Here is an 18,267-nt window from a genome sequence, read left to right as displayed (position 1 = left end):
ATCTTGGGAGGGAAAAGCTGTGTTCAGCCGCGCCGGGTCGGCGTGAAGAAATCGAGCACCGATCCCTGTCCCGGCTGCACCTCGTCCCAGCTGTCGATCTGGAAATCGACGATCAGCGTGGCGCAGGTCGGGAAGCGGCGGAAATCGGGATCATGCAGCGCGCGTGCGGGCAGACGATGTGCGAATTCCGCGATGCCCGGGTTATGGCCCAGCATCATCACCGTCGGCGCGGAGGCGGTCCGCAGGACCTGAAGCATCATCTCGGGGGCTGCGTGGTAGAGATCCTCGACATAGCTCACCTCCGGCCGCGTCTCGATCACCGCGCGCTCTACCCGGTCCCATGTCTCGCGGGTGCGAGTCGCCGAGGAGCAGAGCACCTCTTCCGGCTCCAGCCCGCGCGAGGCGAGGAAATCGCCCAGTTCGAGCGCGGCCGCGCGTCCGCGCGCATTGAGCGGGCGATCACGATCTTCCATCGCCGGGTCGTCCCAGCTGGATTTGGCATGGCGGGTCAGGATCAGGCGGCGATAGCCGAGCGGTGTCATGGGTGGAACTGCCTCATATGCCATGCGGATTGCTGAGGCAGCCTGCCATAGCTTTCACCTGCCGGGCAAGCGCGTCTTGCAAGACAGCCGTGATCGCGACAGGCCGCGCCTTCGGGGCGGTCGAGATGCGCGTGACAGCTTTCCGTGTCGTAACCGTCGGGTTTGAGCGCATCGACCGGGCAGGCGGTGGCGCAGGGCGCGGGGCAGCCGGTGCAGAGATTGGCGGCGGGCGCGGGCAGGGGAAGCAAGCCAGGCAGGGCCAGCGCGCCCCGCACCGAAGCCCAGAGGCCCATATGCGCATGGCACATCAGGTGGACGGGCGAGGCGAAGCTCTGTCCGCTTTTCACGGCCCAGCTCACGAAAGGCTGCCAGGGCGGGCCGGTGAAGGGGAAAAGCGCGCGGGCTTCAAATTGCCGTGCGAGGTCGCCGATCACCCGCGCAGACCAGCGGTCCAGCGGATCGGGCGCGTCCTCGGCGAATTCCGGCTGAGCGGTGACGTGATCCCAGAAGCCGGGCTCATTGGGCGAGATCAGCGCGATCGTCTCGCCATCCTCATGCAGCAGCCCCGACACGAAGAGCCGGTGCGGGGTCAGCGCCGCGGCGAGGCCGGAGATTACCGGCGGCGTCTCACTCACTGCGCGGTTTCACGCGCGGCTCGGTCGAGCGGATCATCGAGCCCGCCCCATGTTCGGTGAACAGCTCCAGCAGGCAGGCATTGGCGACGCGCCCGTCGACGATGACCACCGCGCGCACGCCCTCGTCGACCGCTTTCAGCGCGGTCTCGACCTTCGGGATCATGCCGCCCGCGATGGTGCCGTCTTCGATCAGGGCGGTCACGTCCTCGGGGGTGAGCTGGGTCATGACCTCGCCCGCCTTGTTCTTCACGCCCGCCACATCGGTCAGCAGAAGCAGGCGATCGGCGCGCAGCGCGCCCGCGATCGCACCGGCTGCGGTGTCGCCATTGACGTTGAAGGTCTCGTTATCGGCCATGCCGGTCGCGACCGGCGCGATCACCGGGATCATGCCGGCGTTATAGAGGTCGCGGATCACCTGTACGTTCATCTCGACCGGGCGACCGACGAAGCCCAGTTCGGGATCGTCCGCCTCGCAGACCATAAGGTCGTCATCCTTGCCCGAGATGCCGACCGCGCGGCCGCCTTGGTCGTTGATCGCCTGCACGATGCGCTTGTTGACGAGGCCCGAGAGGATCATCTCGACCACCTCGACGGTGGCCTTGTCGGTGACGCGCTTGCCGCGCACCCATTGGCTCTCGATGCCGAGCTTGCCCAGCATCTCGTTGATCATCGGCCCGCCGCCATGCACCACGACCGGGAAAATGCCGACCTGACGCATCAGCACGATATCGCGGGCGAAATCGGCCATCGCCTCTTCGTCGCCCATCGCGTTGCCGCCGAATTTCACCACGACCACGGCGCCGGAATAGCGTTGCAGGTAGGGCAAGGCTTCCGAGAGGGTGCGGGCGGTGGCGATCCAGTCACGATCCATGGTCTGCTTTCTCATCTGGCTGGTCCTCGGGCAGGGTGGTCTCATCTTGCTAGACCGTTCGCGCCGGGTTTGGAAGGGCGCAATCGGGGCCGTTGCGCTCGGAACAAAACCGACTAGGGTCGGGAGCGCGCTGACGGGGAGTTCGAGTAATGGATGATCGCAAAGTAATGCTGCTGACGGGGGCGAGCCGGGGTATCGGCCACGCCACGGTGAAACGCTTCGCAGCCGAAGGGTGGCGCGTCATCACCTGCTCGCGCCAGCCTTTCCCCGAGCAATGCCCGTGGGGCGGCGGACGCGAGGATCACATCCAGGTCGATCTCGCCAAGCCCGACGAGGTGATCGACGCGATTGCAGACATTCGCAGCCGGATCGACGGGCGGCTTCATGCGCTGGTGAACAATGCAGGCATCTCGCCGAAAGGGCCGGAGGGTGAGCGGCTCAATACGCTCGACACCGATCTGCGCACCTGGGGGCAGGTGTTCCACGTCAATTTCTTCGCCTCCATCGTGCTTGCGCGCGGGCTGGTCGAGGAGCTGTCGGCCGCGCAGGGGGCCGTGGTCAACGTGACCTCCATCGCGGGGCTGCGGGTGCATCCTTTCGCGGGGGCCGCCTATTCGACCTCGAAGGCGGCGCTGAAGGCGCTGACCCGCGAGATGGCGCATGATTTCGGGCCGCTGGGGGTGCGCGTGAACGCCATCGCGCCGGGCGAGATCGAAACCTCGATTCTCAGCCCGGGCACCGAGAAGATCGTCGAGAAACTGCCGCTGCGCCGCCTTGGGCAACCCTCGGAAGTGGCGGATGTGATCTGGTTCCTGTGCTCGGATGCGTCGAGCTACGTCACTGGCACCGAGATCGAGGTGAACGCGGGCCAGCACGTCTGAAGTGGCTCAGGTCTTCTTGCCGATCTTCGGCTCCGTGCCCATCGCGAGGCGCGCGATATTGGTGCGGTGCCGCCAGAAGATCAGCACCGAAAGGCCCGCCGCCAGCATCATCAACTCGCGATAGCCGAGGAAATAGGCCAGAGGCACCGTCGCCGCCGCCGAGACCAGCGCCGCGAGCGAGGAAATCCGCGTCAGCAGCGCCGTGACCAGCCAGACGGCGCAGGTCGCAAGGCCGACGGGCCAAGCCAGCGCGATCATCGTGCCGAGGAAAGTCGCAACCCCTTTGCCGCCCTGAAAGCGCAGCCAGACCGGGTAGATGTGACCGATGAAGGCGGCCGCGCCCGCCACTTGTGCGGCGGTTTCGCCCAGCGTGTAGCGTGCGATGAGAACCGCAATCGCGCCTTTACCGCTGTCGAGGAGCAGGGTCGCAAGGGCCGCGCTCTTGCTGCCGGTGCGCAGAACGTTCGTCGCGCCGATATTTCCGGAGCCGATTTTGCGCAGGTCGCCCAATTTGAAAAGCTTGGTGATAACGAGCCCAAACGGCACAGATCCGAGCAGGTAGCCCAGTGCAGCCACCAGCCCGAGCCATGCTGACCCGTTCTCAATTCCCGGCATATGCCTGCCCTCGCCTCGTTTATGAGTCGTTATTGTTGTTATAAACCTGCACCCCTGCGACGAATGTGGCAAGCGTTTTGCCTTCCATTCGAGCAGTATCGAAGGGGGTATTCTTTGATTTTGAGCGCAATTTAAACCTGTCGAGCACGAACGGCGCGTCCGGATCGAAGAGCACGAGGTCTGCCGGAGCCCCTTCGGAAAGCCGTCCCTGCGGCAGTCCCAGACGCTTCGCCGGGTTCAGCGACATCGCCCGGAAGAGCTGTGGCAGGGTCAGCTGACCGGCATGGTAAAGGCGCATCGCGGCGGGCAGGATCGTCTCGAGGCCGACCGCGCCGGAGGCCGCTTCCTCGAAGGGCAGACGCTTGGATTCCTCGTCGGCGGGGGTGTGCAGCGAGCAGATCACGTCGATCGTGCCGTCGGCCACCGCCTCGATCACCGCAAGCCGGTCTTCCTCGTCGCGCAGCGGCGGCGTCAGTTTGAAGAAGGTCCGGTAATCGCCCACGTCGAGCGCGTTCAGCGTCAGGTGATGGATCGAGACCCCGGCGGTCACATCGAGCCCGGCTTCTTTCGCGCGCGCCAGCGCGGGCAGGGCTTTCGCGGTGGTGATCTGGTCGGCGTGATAGGCGAGGCCCGTCATCTCCACCAGAGCCAGATCGCGGTCGAGCCCCATCCGCTCGGCCATCGGGGATACGCCCGGCAAACCCCGCAGCGAGGCGAATTTGCCCGAAGTCACCGCGGTGCCTTTCGACAGGACCGGCTCTTGCGGATGGCCGATCACCAGAGCGCCCAGATGGGCCGCATAGGTAAAGGCGCGTTGCAACACCTTGGTCTGATCCGAGACGCGGGTGACATCGGTGAAGGCCACCGCGCCCGCGTCTTTCAGAAAGCCGATCTCGGTCATTTCCTGCCCGTCGCGGCCCTTGGTCAGCGCCGCCATATGCAGGATGCGCACCGGCGCATCCGCCGCACGGCGGGTGACGAATTCCAGCGTCTCGGGATTGTCGATGGCTGGCTGCGTGTCGGGACGGGCGATGATGGTGGTCACGCCCCCGGCTGCGGCGGCCAGCGCCGCCGTGCGGAAGCTTTCCATGTGGCGCTCGCCCGGCTCACCGATCTTCACGCCCAGATCGACGATCCCCGGCGCGAGGTATTTGCCGCCGCAATCGATCACCTCGGCATCGGCGGGGGCGGACATATCGCCGATCGCCGCGATCAGGCCTCCGTCGATCACCACGTTTCCGGTGGTTTCGGTCAGCGCCTCGGGATCGATCAGCTTGGCGTTTTCGAGGAAAAGGGTCATGCGTCGTGCCTCACTTCGCCACCAGTTTGCGCGCGGCCTGCGCGCTCTCGATCTCACGCACCACCGGGCCCGCATCGGCGAGGTGGCGGATCAGATGCTTGTCGCCCGCCGTCGTCACGACCTGCACATCGCCCATCAGCGAGCGCACGCCGGAGATTTGCAGCAGCATCACCTGCTTGCCCTGCGGCCCGATCAGCCGCTTGTCCGTCAGCTGCCAGCGCCGCGCGAAGGCCTCCGAGCGGAAATAGAGCCCGCGCGCCGCCATGCCGACCACGACGGCGAAGCTTGCGATCACCACCTGATTGGGCTTGCCGAGCCAGAACAGCACCGTCGAGATCAGCACCGCGCCGATCACGGCCAGCACCGCGTGATCGGTCCAGTAGCGTTTCTTGTCTGCCGTGAAGACAGCCAGAACCTTCTCGCCCTCATCGAGCGGCAATTCGCTTTCGGGGCCGGGGCGATAGTTGAGAACTTCGTCCCGCTCGATCTTAGACATAGGTGCCCTCCGTGAGAGCGCGCCCGCGCTCGGCCCGCAGGTTGCGCGCCAGAAGATCCATCACCGCCATCCGCACCGCCACGCCCATCTCGACCTGTTCCTGAATGACCGAGCGGTTGATGTCGTCGGCGATGGTGCCGTCGATTTCGACGCCGCGGTTCATCGGGCCGGGATGCATGACGATCGCGTCTTCCTTGGCGAAGGCGAGCTTCTCGGCATCGAGCCCGTAACGGTGGAAATATTCGCGCTCGGAGGGGATGAAGCCGCCATCCATGCGCTCTTTCTGAAGCCGGAGCATCATGACGACATCGGCGTCGCGCAGGCCTTCGCGCATGTCGTGATAGACCTCGCAGCCGAACTCCTGAACGCCCGAGGGCATCAGGGTCGGCGGCGCGATCAGGCGCACGCGGTTTTCCATCTTGCCCAGCAGGATCAGGTTGGAGCGCGCGACGCGGCTATGGGCGACGTCGCCGCAGATCGCGACGGTCAGGCGTTTGATCCGGCCCTTCTCGCGCCGGATCGTCAGCGCATCCAGAAGCGCCTGCGTGGGATGTTCGTGCTTGCCGTCGCCCGCATTGATCACCGCGCATTCGACCTTCTGCGCGAGAAGATCGACCGCGCCGGACGAACCGTGCCGCACCACCAGCAGATCGGGATGCATCGCGTTCAGCGTCAGTGCGGTGTCGATCAGGGTCTCGCCCTTCTTCACCGACGAGGTCTGCATCGACATATTCATCACATCCGCCCCGAGCCGCTTGCCCGCAAGCTCGAAACTGGATTGGGTCCGCGTCGAATTCTCGAAGAACATGTTGATCGCGGTCATCCCGGCCAACGCGTCGGTCTTTTTCACCGTGCGACGGTTCAGATCCACGTATTTTTCGGCGAGGTCGAGAACGGTGAGGATATCCTCGGGGCTCAGATGTTCGATCCCCAGCAGGTGCCTTGGGCGAAAAGCCATTGCGCGATGCTCCGGTTAGACTTCGATGCTTATGGCAAACGGGGGGGCGGGCGTCCAGCCGCTTTACCGTCGCAGCGCCCATGAGGTAGGGTTGCGCAATGGAGACTCAGCCGACACCGGAACTCGACTATCACGCTGCTCTGGCCGCCCTCGAATGGCAGCTGGAAATGGGCGTCGATACGGTCATCGGTGATACGCCGGTCGATTGCTACGAGTTGCCGGACAAATCGGCGCAGGCCAAGGCGAAGGCGCCCGAGGCCGCGCCCGTGGCGGACCGGGAATTGCCTCCGGTCGCGCAGATGGCGAAGATCGAGGGTCCCGATCCGGTCGTCGTCGCACGCGATGCGGCGGGTAAGGCCGACACGCTCGAAGCACTGCGCGCCGCCATCGACTCCTACGATATGTGCGATCTGAAGCTCGGGGCGCGCAACACGGTCTTTGCCGATGGCAAGCCCGCCGCGCGGGTAATGATCATCGGCGAGGCGCCGGGGCGCGAGGAGGACCAGAAAGGCCTGCCATTCGTGGGCCGCGCCGGTCAGCTTCTCGACAAGATGTTCGGCGCGATCGGTCTCTCGCGGCAATCGCCCGATGCCGAGGCGGCACTCTATATCACCAATGTCCTGCCTTGGCGTCCGCCGGGCAATCGCGATCCCTCGCCTGCCGAGATCGCGCAGATGCTGCCCTTCCTCGCCCGCCATGTCGATCTGGCCGATCCCGACCTGATCGTTCTGATGGGCAATGCCGCCTGTGCGGCGGCGCTGGGCAAGCGGGGCATCCTGCGCTTGCGCGGGACCTGGGCCGAGGCCTTCGGGCGGCCCACGCTGCCGATGACGCACCCGGCCTATCTGCTGCGCAATCCGGCCGCCAAGCGCGAAGCCTGGGCCGATCTTCTGCAAATTCGGGCCCGTCTCGATCAAGCGTAAACCGCGCCAAACGGTCGCGCTTTCGTGAAAAAGTGACGGACGCGGCGCCGTGACGCGTAGAGATAACCATTCCCTGCACCTATTTCGGCAAGGTAACATGGAAATCGCGCGACCGTGGGCAATTGCGAGCGCCCGCAGCACTGACGACAGATCGGAGACGCCATGCGCTTTCTCACCCGCTCCCTGATGGGGCTGTTTCTTCTGGCGCTGACCGTCGGCCTGCTGGCGATGGGCGGCTTCTCGATCTTTCAGGCGATGCAGGCCCGCAATGCCGAGAATGGGCGTGCGCCCACGGCGCGCGAACGGGTTTTCGCGGCCAATGTGATCCCGGTCACCTTCAAGACAATGTCGCCGGTGCTGACCGCCTATGGCGAGGTGCGCTCGACCCGCGAGCTGGAGCTGCGCGCGTCGGCGGCAGGTACGATTGTCGAACTTGCCCCCGATTTCGAGGATGGCGCGGAGGTCGAGAAAGGCGAGCTTCTGGTCAAGCTGGACCCAGCGGAGGCGCAGGCGGCGCGCGACAGCGCCGCGGCGACCGTGGCCGAGGCAGAGGCCGCGCTTGCGCAGGCGGAACGCGCTTTGGCCATATCGAAGGACGATGTAACAGCGGCGCAGCGGCAGGCGGACCTGCGGCTCAAGGCGCTCGACCGGCAGCGCTCGCTCTCGGAGCGGGGCGTCGGCTCGGCGGCCAATCTGGAGACCTCGGAGCTGGCGGCCTCGGCGGCCGATCAGGCGGTGCTGAACCGCCGCTCGGCATTGTCGACCGCGCAGGCGCAGCTCGATACTGCGCGCACCTCGCTGACCCGCGCCAAGATCAGCCTGACCGAAGCCGATCGCAAACTGGCCGATACCGAAATTCGCGCCGAGTTTCCGGGGCGGCTGGCCGAGGTGAACGCGGTCGCGGGCGGGCTGGTGTCGAATAACGAGATGCTGGGCAAGCTGATCGACCCCAACGCGCTGGAAATCGCCTTCCGTGTCTCCACCGCGCAATTCGCGCGCCTGACCGACGATCGCGGCGCGCTGCGCGATCTGCCCGTGGGCGTGGAGCTGGTCGCGGGAGAGGAGACGCTGACCGCCAAGGCCGAGCTGTCGCGCGTCTCGGCGGCGGTCGATGACGGGGTGACGGGGCGCCTGCTGTTTGCACGCGTCACCGACGGCCTGGGCAATCTGCGTCCGGGCGATTTCGTGACCGTCCGCCTGAAAGAGCCCGCGCTCGAGAATGTCGCGGAGATCCCCGCCGCAGCTGTCGATGCGTATAGTACGGTTCTCGTGCTCAGCCCGGAAGACCGTCTGGAAAGCGCCGATGTCACCGTGCTGCGCCGTCAGGGCGATGCGGTCATCATCCGCGCCAAATTCGCGCCCGGCACCGAGATCGTGGCCGAGCGCACGCCGCTTCTGGGTCGCGGGATCAAGCTACGCCCGATGCGCCCCGGTCAGCCGCAGGCGGCCACCGAGCCCGAGACGATCAATCTTGATCCCGAGCGCCGCGCCAAGCTGGTCAGTTTCGTCGAGACGAACACCGCGATGCCGGACAATGCCAAGCAACGTTTCCTTGCCGAGCTGAAGCAGGAGGAGGTGCCCGTCGCTACCGTCGAGAAGCTCGAATCCCGGATCGGAGGCTGAGATGGCGTCTGGCCTCGATCCCAGAGAGCTGCCGCCCGGCCGCGGGCTGATCGGCCTCTTCACCCGCCACGCGACGCTGGCGAATATCGTGCTGGTGGTGATGATCTGCGCCGGGCTCGTCGCCCTGCCGCGGATGCGCGCGCAGTTCTTCCCCGACTCGGTCGAGGAATCGATCACCGTCTCGGTGAAATGGGACGGCGCAGGCGCGGAGGAGGTCGACCGGGCGATTGTTCAGGTGCTGGAACCCTCACTGATTTCGGTCGAGGGGGTGGAAGCCTCGGACAGCCGCGCCTCAGAAGGCTCGGCGCGGATCAGTCTCGATTTCGAACCCGACTGGGACATGTCCCGCGCGGTCAATGATGTCGAGAACGCGCTGGCCTCGGCGGGCGATCTGCCCGAGGGCGCGGAGGAGCCCGAAGTGGCGCGCGGCGTCTGGCGCGACACGGTAACCGACCTGGTGATCACCGGGCCGCTTTCGCCCGAGCAGCTTGGCCGCTTGGGCGACGAGGCGGTGGTGCGGCTCTATCAGCAGGGCGTCACGCGCACCTCGCTTGCCGGGATCGCGGCGCCGGAGACGGTGGTCGAAGTGCCGACCGTTTCGATGATGGCGCATGACGTGACGCTGACCCAGATCATCGACGTGATCTCGGCCGAGGCGAATACCGATCCGGCAGGCGAAGTGGCGGGCGGGGCAACACGGGTGCGCACGGGCGAAGAACGCCGCTCCGCGCCCGAGATCGAGAACCTCGTGATCCGCACCGAACCGGACGGCTCGCAGCTGACCGTGGGCGACGTGGCCAATATCCGCGTCGAAGGCGGCGACCGGAACCGCGCCTATTTCGTCGGCGACAACGCGGCGGTGGTGATCAATGTCGCGCGCTCGGCGGCGGGCGATGCGATCGCGATCCAGCACAAGGTCGAAGGCGTGATCGACCAGATGCAGCCGACCCTGCCTGCGGGCACCTCGATGGATCTGGTGCGCACGCGGTCCGACGCAATCACACAGCGCCTCGACCTGCTGGTGGGCAACGGGGTGCTGGGGCTGAGCCTCGTGCTGGTGCTGCTGTTCCTGTTCCTCAATGCGCGCACGGCTTTCTGGGTGGCGATGGGGATTCCGACCTCGATGGCTGCGGCGCTGGCGGTGATGTATTTCACCGGCATGACGCTGAACATGATCTCGATCTTCGCGCTCATCCTGACGCTGGGGATCGTGGTCGATGATGCGATCGTGGTGGGCGAGCACGCCGATTTCCGCGCGCGCCATCTGGGCGAGCATCCCACGCTCGCCGCCGAGAACGGCGCGCGGCGCATGGCGGCGCCGGTCTTCGCCTCGACCCTGACGACCGTGATCGCCTTCGCAGGGCTGACCGTGATCGGCGGGCGCATGGGCAATATGATCGTCGACATTCCCTATACGGTGATCGCGGTGCTCGCCGCCTCTCTGATCGAATGTTTCGTGATCCTGCCCAACCACATGAGCCACGCGCTGCGCCACACGTCTGAGGGCAAGTGGTACGATTGGCCCTCGCGGCAGGTGAACCGCGGGCTCGACTGGTTCCGCCGCGTGGTGATGAAGCCGCTCACCCGGCTCATCGTCATCGGGCGCTACCCGGTGATCGCGGCGGCGATCGCGCTTTTGCTATGGCAGGTCAGCTTCGTGATGTCGGGCAAGGTGCAGTGGCGCTTCTTCAACCCGCCCGAGCAATCGACGGTGAACGGCGCCTTCTCGATGGTTGAAGGCGCGACCCGGGCCGATACCGAAGAGATGATGCGCACGATGCAGGCGACCGTGACCAAGGTCGCCAAGGAATTCGAGGACGAATACGGCGTGAACCCCGTCGAATACGCGATCGGGCAAATCGGCGGCGCGTCGGGGCGGGGGCTGGCCTCTGCCGATACCAAGGATGCCGATCTTCTCGGCTCGCTTTCGATTGAGGTGATCGACCCCGATTACCGCCCCTATTCCAGCTTCGATTTCGTCTCGCGGCTGCAGGCCGAAACCCCGCGCCTGCCGCTGGTCGAAGAGATCAGCTTCCGCCGCTTCCGCTCCGGCGGCGCCGGGGACGGGATCGCGGTGCAGTTCTCGGGCAACGAGACGCGCATACTGAAAGACGCCGCCGAAGACCTGAAGACGCAGCTTGCGCAATTCCCCGAGGTTTCGGCGGTGGAGGACAACCTCGCCTATGACAAGCAGGAGCTGATCCTCGATCTCACCCCGCAGGGCGAGGCGCTGGGCTTCGACATTGCGACGCTGGGCCGCGAATTGCGCGCGCGTCTGAACGGCACCGAGGCTGCGAGCTTCCCCGATGGGGTGCGCTCGGCCACGATCCGTGTGGAACTGCCCGAGGAAGAGCTGGCCGCCGATTTCATCGACCGGATGCAGCTGCGCGCGCCCGGCGGCGAATGGGTGCCGCTGGCCGATATCGTCTCGGTGCGCAGCCAGACGGGCTTCTCGACGATCCGGCGCGAGGATGGCGTACGGCAGGTTTCGGTCACGGGCGATGTCTCGGAAGACGATCCCGCGCGGGCCAACGAAATCCTGGCGCGCATCTCCGACGAGATCCTACCGCGGATCTCCGAAGAACGCGGCGTGGCCTATACGCTCACCGGGCAGGCCGAGCAGGAACGCGACTTCATGAACGACGCGATGATCGGTCTGATCATGTGCCTGATCGGCATTTACATCGTGCTCGCGTGGATCTTCGCGAGCTGGACGCGGCCGATCGTGGTGATGTCGGTGATCCCCTTCGGCGCGGTCGGCGCGATCTGGGGCCACTATGTCTGGAACCTGCCGATGTCGATGTTTGCCGTAGTCGGCGGGATCGGGATGATCGGGATCATCATCAACGATGCGATCGTTCTGATCTCGACGGTGGATGAATATGCCGAGAAGCGCGGGATCGTGCCCGCCATCGTCGATGCGGTCTCGGATCGCCTGCGCCCGGTGCTGCTGACGACGCTGACGACGGTTCTGGGTCTCGCGCCGCTTCTCTACGAACAATCCAGCTCGGCCCTGTTCCTGAAATCCACCGTCATCACGCTGGTCTACGGTCTGGGCTTCGGAATGATCATCGTGCTGCTGGTCGTGCCCGCGGTGCTCGCGGTGCAGCTCGATTTCGGGCGGCAGGTGCAGGCGGTGCGTCACGGCGTGCGCGTCGTGCGGCTGCGCGCTGTGCTGGCCGGTGTCGCGGCGTTGATGGCCGTGGGCTTCGCGCTCACGCTGGGCCGCGCGATGTGGGAGGGGCAGGCGCTGATGCCCGCCTTCGGAGGCTTTGCGTTGATCGCAGGGATGGTGGCGATGGGGGCGGGGCTGATCGCGCCCCGGCTGCTGCGCGGCCATATCCGCCACAGGCCGCCGCCGGAAGCCTGACACGCCTGATCTCTGAGAGAGCTGATTATTCGGTGCAGCCCATGATCTCGACCGCGCCGCGATCCGAGAGCACGGTGATGCGCAGATCGCTGGGGTCGAGGTCGAAAGGCTTCGCGTCCGGCGGCACGAAGTCGGCGCTGGTCACGAGCGTGTCGCCCTCGCGGTGGCTGTCGGCCTCGGACACCCAGACCGGGCGCGAGGCGAGTTCCAGAAGCGCGTTTTCCGTGCCGATCGCGGGCGGCAAATCGACCCGCGCCGTCAACCGAACCCCATCCTTCATCGGCTCCGTCTCGCAGCGTGTCTGCGGGGCGATCTTGCGCGGCTCACGTGCGAGCGCCGCCTGAATTTTCGGATCGGGCTTGCCGTCTCCGGTGATCTCGGTCTGCAGGTGAAGGCTGACCGGCACGCAGATATTGTCGCAGATCCCGATCATCACATCGGCTTCCAACTGCACCGGCTTGCCCGGATCTTTCGGCGTCACCGAAATCGGCAGCACGACGCCGTCGTGATAGCCGACGGTGCGCATGCCGGAGGACAGGAAGACTTCCGGCGCGGGCCAGTGGACCACGGCCGAGGCGAGATTGCTCGACCCGGTGAACTGGATTTGCGGCGGGATGCCCGCATCGCCCGGCGAGCGCCAATAGGTTTTCCAGCCGGGCGCGAGCGCAATCTCCAGCGCCGCCATGCGGGTGCCGTTCGCGCCTTTTCCGCCTGCGCGCAGCTGCGCTTGCTCCAGCCCCGGGGGCGTCGGCAGTGCGGGCATGGACGCGTCTTGCGGCGTGACCTGCTCTTGCGCGGCGATCTGCGCGACAGCTTCCTGCGCCGCCACGCCGAGCGGGCAGCAGCCAAGCAGGATCCCCATGACTGGTAACAAACGTGTCATATGTTTTACCTAGTCGCTTCCCTGCACGTTCAGAAGTCACAAACGCGACAGAAGCGTGCAACATTTTGTCCCGGCGCGCGGCAATGCGAAACAATTCCTGCGTCTGGCTTGAATAGACGCGCCGCTCGCGCCACCTTGAAAAGAGATGGGATGCAACTGCGAAGGGGAGCGAGATGGACCTGACAGGCAAGTTTCTGATCGCGATGCCCGGTATGGGCGATCCGCGATTCGAGCATTCGGTGATCGCCGTCTGCGCCCATTCCGACGAGGGTGCGATGGGCTTGATCATCAACAAACCCTTGCCGACGCCCGCCTTCTCGGACCTTCTCGAAAGCCTCGATATCGAACGGCCCGGAGCGGATATCCGCTTCGATCAGCCGATCCTCTTCGGCGGTCCGGTCGAGACCGGGCGCGGCTTCGTGCTGCATTCGCCCGACTGGACGACCGGCGAGGGGCAGATGGAAGTCACCGACCGGCTGCGGATGACCGGCACGCGCGACATTCTCGAAGATATCGCGATGGGGCGCGGCCCGAACCAGGCGCTGATGGCGCTGGGCTATGCGGGCTGGGGGCCGGGTCAGCTGGAGGAGGAAATCCTCGACAATGGCTGGCTCACCGCCGACAGCGACGCCGATCTCGCGCTCGATGCCGAGCATGAGACCAAATGGGTGCGCGCGCTCGAAGGTATGGGGATCGACCCGCGAACGCTTTCCGCAGCGGCGGGGCATGCGTAAGGGGTGAACGGGAGAGGGGGCTCTGCCCCCGCGCTGATGCGCCCCCCGGGATATTTAAGCCAACACGAAGAGGCGATCAGTCGCGCGGGGCAGCCGCGCGGCGCAGGCGGTCGTTGATCGCACGCCCGAGGCCGGTTTCCGGGATCGGGGCGAAGGCGAGTGTGGAAAGGCCGCGCGTCCGGGCGAGCGCATCGCCCTTGCGCAGCATCGCGAAGAGGTTCGCCGCCGCCTCTGTCAGATCGCCCGAGGGTGAGAGGTTCAGATCGGCGGTCGGGCAATCGCCGCCGAAGCCGATCCAGACCGCATCCGGGCGCGGGGCGGTCACATCCAGCAGCACGGCGGCGCCCGGCGCGTAATGCGATTTGAGTTGCCCCGGCGCGTTGGGCTTGGCCGCGTCGCCGCCGGTGGGCAGGGGCTGGCCGATCAGTGCCTCGATCTCTTCGGCGGCGACCCCGCCGGGGCGCAGCAGCGCGGGCGGATCGAGCGCGAGAATGGTGGATTCCACCCCGACCTCGCAGGGGCCGCCATCGATCACCGCCGCGATCTTGCCGCTAAGCCCGTCCATCACATGCTGGGCTGTGGTCGGGCTGATCTTGCCTGATGGGTTGGCCGAGGGCGCGGCCAGCGGCCCGCCGAATTCGGTCAGCAGCGCGCGGGCGACGGGATGCGCGGGCAGGCGGATCGCGACCGTGTCATGCCCGGCGGTCACCAGATCGGAGAGCCCGGCCTCGGGGCGCAGAGGCAGGACCAGCGTCAGCGGTCCCGGCCAGTAGCGCGCGGCGATCTGGCGTGCGGCGTCGGAGAAAACGGCGATCTCTTCCGCAGCCTCGATCGAGGGCAGATGCACGATCAGCGGATTGAACTTCGGACGCCCCTTTGCCGCGAAGATCGCGGCCACCGCGCGGTCGTTGCGCGCGTCGCCTGCAAGCCCGTAGACCGTCTCGGTCGGCATCGCGACCAGCTCGCCTTTACGTAGAAGGGCGGCTGCCTGCGCATAGCCCTCGGCATCGGCGGAAAGGAGTTTCGTGTCTTGGCTCATGCAGTCGTGACGCAGCGTTGGAGTTGAAGGGGGCTGCCCTTGCGGTAGGGTATCGGCAACCCGACAGGACATAGACGCGCGCGCGGCAATTGCCAAGCTGCCCGGAGGAGACCCATGACTTACCGTTCCCCCGTCACCGATATTCGCTTCATTCTCGACCACGTCGTGCCGCTCGCACCTGTCGCGGCTACCGAGATGTTTGCTGAGGCGACCCCTGATATGGTCGAGGCGATCCTCACCGAAGGCGGCAAACTGTGCGACGAGGTGATCGCGCCGACCAATCGCGACGGCGATCTGACGCCCGCGAAACTGGAGAACGGGGTGGTGCGCTCGCCCGCCGGCTTCAAGGAGGCCTTCGCGGCGCTGGCCGAGGGCGGCTGGATCGGTATCGCGGCGGACCCGGAGCATGGCGGGATGGGCCTGCCGCAGGCGCTGAACGTCGGTTTCAACGACATGCTCTCGGGCGCGAACCTTTCGCTGCAGCTCAACCCGCTGCTGACGCAGGGCCAGATCGAGGCGTTGGAGCATCATGCCTCCGACGAGATCAAGGCACTGTATCTGCCCAAGCTGATCTCCGGCGAGTGGTCGGGCACGATGAACCTGACCGAACCGGGGGCGGGCTCGGATGTGGGCGCGCTGAAGACGAAGGCGGTGCCGAACGATGACGGCACCTATGCGATCTCGGGGCAGAAGATTTTCATCACCTGGGGCGACAATGACTGCGTCGAGAACACCTGCCATCTGGTGTTGGCGCGTCTTCCCGATGCGGCCCCCGGCACGAAGGGCATCAGCCTCTTCATGGTGCCGAAGCTGATCCCGGATGCCGACGGCAAGCCGGGCGTCGCCAACTCGCTCAAAGTGGTCTCGCTGGAGCACAAGCTGGGCATCCACGGCTCGCCCACCTGTGTGATGAGCTATGAGGGTGCGACCGGCTGGCTCGTCGGCGAAGAGAACAAGGGCATGGCCGCGATGTTCACGATGATGAACAACGCGCGTCTGAACGTCGGTGCACAAGGCATCGGCGTGGCCGAGGCCGCCTATCAGCAGGCGCTGGCCTATGCGAAGGACAGGGTGCAGTTTGCGCCGATCGTTGAGCATGCCGATGTGCGCCGGATGCTGGCGTGCATGAAGGCCGAGATTTTCGCGGCGCGTTCGATCGCGCTGGCCTGTGCGGTCGCAATCGACATGGGGCGCGCGACGGGTGATGCGAACTGGCAGGCCCGCGCGGCGCTGCTGACGCCGATCGCGAAGGCTTACGGCACCGATATGGGCATCCGCGTGGCGTCGACCGGCGTGCAGGTGCATGGCGGCATGGGCTTCATCGAAGAGACCGGTGCAGCGCAATATCTCCGCGATGTGCGGATCACCACGATCTACGAGGGCACCAACGGCATTCAGGCGATGGACCTTGTGGGCCGCAAGATGATGGACGAGGGCAAGGCCGCTTTCCGTCTGCTGCAGGAGATCGAGGACGAGGCGCAGGGCGCGCGGGGCGATTTCCCGGTGCTGGCCGAAGACGTCTGGCAGGCCGCCGAGGAACTGCGCGAGCACACCGAATGGATGGTCAGCCAAGGCATGCAGGACCGCTTCGCGGGGGCCGTGCCCTATCTCGACGCCTTCGCACGGGTTCTGGGCGGCTATTACCACCTGCGCGCCGCGATGGCCGAGGGGCGTGATTCCGCGCGTGGCCACCTGGCTGCCGTCTATATTCGTCGCCTGATGCCCGCCTATTCGGCCTCGCTGGCCGAGGCGAAGGAAGGGGCGGAAGGGCTCTACGCGCTGAGCGTCGAAGACCTCGAGGCATGAGGGGCGAGGACGCCCGCGTGTCGATGAATGGCATCCGCTATCCTTGGGGGGAACCGCCCGAGCCGGGCGGGGCAATCGAGGTTGCGCCTGGGGTGATGTGGGTGCGCCTGCCGCTGCCGATGGCACTCGATCACGTCAATTGCTTCGCGCTCGATGAGGGCGACGGTTGGGCGCTGGTCGATCCCGGGATCGACACGCGAAAATGCCGCGCAGCGCTGCAGGCGGCGCTCGATGGGCCGCTGGGTGGCAAGCCGGTCACCAAGGTCTTGGTAACGCATTACCACCCCGATCACATCGGGCTGGCGGGCTGGCTGCAGGAGCAGGGGGCCGAGCTGATCACGACGCGCACCTCGTGGCTGTTCGCGCGGATGCTGCAGCTCGATCCGCAGGATCGGCCCGTGGCCGAGACGCTTGATTACTACCGGCGCGCCGGGATGGATCCGGCGCTTCTTGAGAAACGCGCCAACGAACGGCCCTTCAATTTCGCCGATTGCGTTCATGCGCTGCCGCTTGGCTTCACCCGGATCGTGGAGGGCGACGAAATCACCCTCGGCGGGCGGCGTTGGGCGGTGAAGATGGGTGACGGGCACGCGCCCGAACACGCGACGCTGTGGAGCTTGGACGACGATCTGGTTCTGGGCGGCGATCAGCTTCTGCCGTCGATTTCGGCCAATCTCGGCGTCTATGCGACCGAACCCGAGGCCGATCCGCTAGCCGATTGGCTGACCTCCTGCGCGCGGTTTGCCGAGATCGCGGAGGATCGTCACCTCGTGTTGCCCGGCCACAAGCTGCCCTTCACCGGGCTGCCGCTGCGGCTGCGCCAGATGATCGAGAACCACGAGGGCGCGCTGAAACGACTGTGCAAGCATCTCGACACCCCGCGCACCGCCTGCGAGTGCTTCCCGCCGCTGTTCAAACGCCAGATCGACGAGAGCACCCACGGGCTCGCGATGGTCGAAGCGATGGCGCATCTCAACCATCTTTGGCACAAAGGGGAGGTGAGCCGCACCTTGCGAGAGGACGGCGCCTGGCTCTGGAGCCTGAAATGACCGAGATACGCACCACCGCCGAAGCCCATGAGGAAGCCGCCCTTCCGAATGCGAAGGTGGTGCATACCTCGGAGAACGCGCCGAAGACCGCCGAGGTCAAACCGCTTCCGCCCGAGCTGGCCCGCGGACGGCCCGAGGATAAGAGCCCGGCGCAATGGGCCTATGAGCGGGTTCTGCTCTATATCCAGAACTTCGAAGAGCAGTTGCAGGAAGACGAGGAGGTCGTGCTTGGTCTCACCGGCGGCGAGGCGGGGGTGCTTCAGATCGAGGGGATCGGCTTTTTCGATCCCGACATCCTCACTTTCTACGGCACCGACGAATACGGCGCGCGCACGCAGCTTATCCAGCATGTGAACCAGCTCAACGTGATGCTGATCGCGCAGCCGAAACCGGTCGCGGACGAAGCGCCGCGCCGGATCGGCTTCCGGCTCGCCCGCGCGCTGGAGGAAGAAAATGCGTCTGACGACGCGAAGCCTCAAGACGAGGCGTGACAGCTTGTCGCGGCTCGGCTAGTTTCCCCTTTGGGAGACAGCGCAAAAGGG

17 protein-coding genes are annotated in these 18,267 nt (G+C 66.0%); 8 read left to right on the top strand and 9 right to left on the bottom strand.

Going from position 1 to position 18,267, the window contains the following annotated elements:
• Window positions 1–23 precede the first annotated feature (23 nt).
• Genes BMI85_RS16355 through argB form a run of 3 tightly spaced genes read right to left on the bottom strand, consistent with a single transcriptional unit; the run spans window position 24 to window position 2,048 of the window.
• Window positions 24–542 carry a histidine phosphatase family protein gene (locus BMI85_RS16355; protein ID WP_078521763.1) on the bottom strand — a complete coding sequence of 173 codons (519 nt, stop codon included), beginning with the start codon at window positions 540–542 and terminating at the stop codon, window positions 24–26.
• A complete protein-coding gene (locus tag BMI85_RS16350) occupies window positions 539–1,177 on the bottom strand; it encodes a ferredoxin (protein ID WP_078602040.1) in 639 nt (212 codons plus the stop codon). The genes BMI85_RS16355 and BMI85_RS16350 overlap by 4 nt, the downstream gene beginning before the upstream one ends.
• Window positions 1,170–2,048: an acetylglutamate kinase gene (argB, locus tag BMI85_RS16345; protein WP_078521759.1), complete on the bottom strand. Its 879-nt coding sequence runs from the start codon at window positions 2,046–2,048 to the stop codon at window positions 1,170–1,172. Before argB ends, BMI85_RS16350 begins: the two co-directional genes overlap by 8 nt.
• Window positions 2,049–2,197: 149 nt before the next feature.
• On the opposite strand from argB, the gene BMI85_RS16340 reads away from it, so the two are divergent.
• Complete coding sequence (locus BMI85_RS16340) at window positions 2,198–2,929, top strand: SDR family oxidoreductase (RefSeq protein ID WP_078521758.1); 732 nt, start codon at window positions 2,198–2,200, stop codon at window positions 2,927–2,929.
• 6 nt (window positions 2,930–2,935) lie between these two features.
• Here the strand turns inward: BMI85_RS16340 and plsY are convergent, their stop codons facing one another.
• Genes plsY through BMI85_RS16320 form a run of 4 tightly spaced genes read right to left on the bottom strand, consistent with a single transcriptional unit; the run spans window position 2,936 to window position 6,298 of the window.
• Window positions 2,936–3,544 carry a glycerol-3-phosphate 1-O-acyltransferase PlsY gene (plsY, locus tag BMI85_RS16335; RefSeq protein ID WP_078521757.1) on the bottom strand — a complete coding sequence of 203 codons (609 nt, stop codon included), beginning with the start codon at window positions 3,542–3,544 and terminating at the stop codon, window positions 2,936–2,938.
• A gap of 19 nt (window positions 3,545–3,563) precedes the next feature.
• Complete coding sequence (gene pyrC / locus BMI85_RS16330) at window positions 3,564–4,844, bottom strand: dihydroorotase (protein ID WP_078602039.1); 1,281 nt, start codon at window positions 4,842–4,844, stop codon at window positions 3,564–3,566.
• Between the two features lie 10 nt (window positions 4,845–4,854).
• Complete coding sequence (locus BMI85_RS16325; RefSeq protein WP_078602038.1) at window positions 4,855–5,340, bottom strand: hypothetical protein; 486 nt, start codon at window positions 5,338–5,340, stop codon at window positions 4,855–4,857.
• Window positions 5,333–6,298: an aspartate carbamoyltransferase catalytic subunit gene (locus tag BMI85_RS16320; protein WP_078521754.1), complete on the bottom strand. Its 966-nt coding sequence runs from the start codon at window positions 6,296–6,298 to the stop codon at window positions 5,333–5,335. Before BMI85_RS16320 ends, BMI85_RS16325 begins: the two co-directional genes overlap by 8 nt.
• 98 nt (window positions 6,299–6,396) lie before the next feature.
• Here BMI85_RS16320 and BMI85_RS16315 point away from each other — a divergent pair, with 98 nt between their 5' ends.
• From BMI85_RS16315 to BMI85_RS16305, 3 genes are all read left to right on the top strand, one after another.
• Window positions 6,397–7,221 carry a uracil-DNA glycosylase gene (locus BMI85_RS16315; RefSeq protein WP_078602037.1) on the top strand — a complete coding sequence of 275 codons (825 nt, stop codon included), beginning with the start codon at window positions 6,397–6,399 and terminating at the stop codon, window positions 7,219–7,221.
• 162 nt (window positions 7,222–7,383) lie between these two features.
• On the top strand, window positions 7,384–8,844 hold the full coding sequence (locus BMI85_RS16310) for an efflux RND transporter periplasmic adaptor subunit (RefSeq protein ID WP_078602036.1): 1,461 nt from the start codon (window positions 7,384–7,386) through the stop codon (window positions 8,842–8,844).
• A 1-nt stretch (window position 8,845) separates the two neighbouring features.
• A complete protein-coding gene (locus BMI85_RS16305; RefSeq protein ID WP_078602035.1) occupies window positions 8,846–12,214 on the top strand; it encodes an efflux RND transporter permease subunit in 3,369 nt (1,122 codons plus the stop codon).
• Window positions 12,215–12,239: 25 nt separating this feature from the next.
• Here BMI85_RS16305 and BMI85_RS16300 read toward each other — a convergent pair whose 3' ends face one another.
• The gene (locus BMI85_RS16300) at window positions 12,240–13,097 is read right to left on the bottom strand and encodes a protein-disulfide reductase DsbD domain-containing protein (RefSeq protein ID WP_078602034.1); all 858 of its coding nucleotides are present in this window, start codon (window positions 13,095–13,097) and stop codon (window positions 12,240–12,242) included.
• Window positions 13,098–13,270: 173 nt separating this feature from the next.
• Between BMI85_RS16300 and BMI85_RS16295 the strand changes: the two genes are divergently transcribed.
• Window positions 13,271–13,831, top strand: coding sequence for a YqgE/AlgH family protein (locus tag BMI85_RS16295; protein ID WP_078521749.1), 561 nt, complete (start codon window positions 13,271–13,273; stop codon window positions 13,829–13,831).
• A gap of 76 nt (window positions 13,832–13,907) precedes the next feature.
• Here the strand turns inward: BMI85_RS16295 and BMI85_RS16290 are convergent, their stop codons facing one another.
• A complete protein-coding gene (locus BMI85_RS16290; protein ID WP_078602033.1) occupies window positions 13,908–14,870 on the bottom strand; it encodes an L-threonylcarbamoyladenylate synthase in 963 nt (320 codons plus the stop codon).
• 114 nt (window positions 14,871–14,984) lie between these two features.
• On the opposite strand from BMI85_RS16290, the gene BMI85_RS16285 reads away from it, so the two are divergent.
• The 3 genes from BMI85_RS16285 to BMI85_RS16275 are packed head-to-tail and all read left to right on the top strand — an operon-like array spanning window position 14,985 to window position 18,216.
• Window positions 14,985–16,676, top strand: a complete 1,692-nt coding sequence (locus BMI85_RS16285) for an acyl-CoA dehydrogenase (protein ID WP_078602032.1) — start codon at window positions 14,985–14,987, stop codon at window positions 16,674–16,676.
• Window positions 16,673–17,725 carry an MBL fold metallo-hydrolase gene (locus BMI85_RS16280; protein ID WP_246832581.1) on the top strand — a complete coding sequence of 351 codons (1,053 nt, stop codon included), beginning with the start codon at window positions 16,673–16,675 and terminating at the stop codon, window positions 17,723–17,725. Before BMI85_RS16285 ends, BMI85_RS16280 begins: the two co-directional genes overlap by 4 nt.
• Window positions 17,722–18,216 (top strand): DUF6173 family protein, encoded by a 495-nt coding sequence (locus BMI85_RS16275; protein WP_078602031.1) that lies wholly within the window; start codon window positions 17,722–17,724, stop codon window positions 18,214–18,216. Before BMI85_RS16280 ends, BMI85_RS16275 begins: the two co-directional genes overlap by 4 nt.
• The last annotated feature ends 51 nt before the right edge of the window (window positions 18,217–18,267 follow it).

The sequence above is a fragment of the Thioclava sp. DLFJ4-1 genome (genome assembly GCF_002020145.1).
GTDB classification, from domain to species: Bacteria; Pseudomonadota; Alphaproteobacteria; order Rhodobacterales; family Rhodobacteraceae; genus Thioclava; species Thioclava sediminum.
Note: the sequence above shows the minus strand (reverse complement) of the source record. Positions and strands in the feature narration are given on the sequence as shown.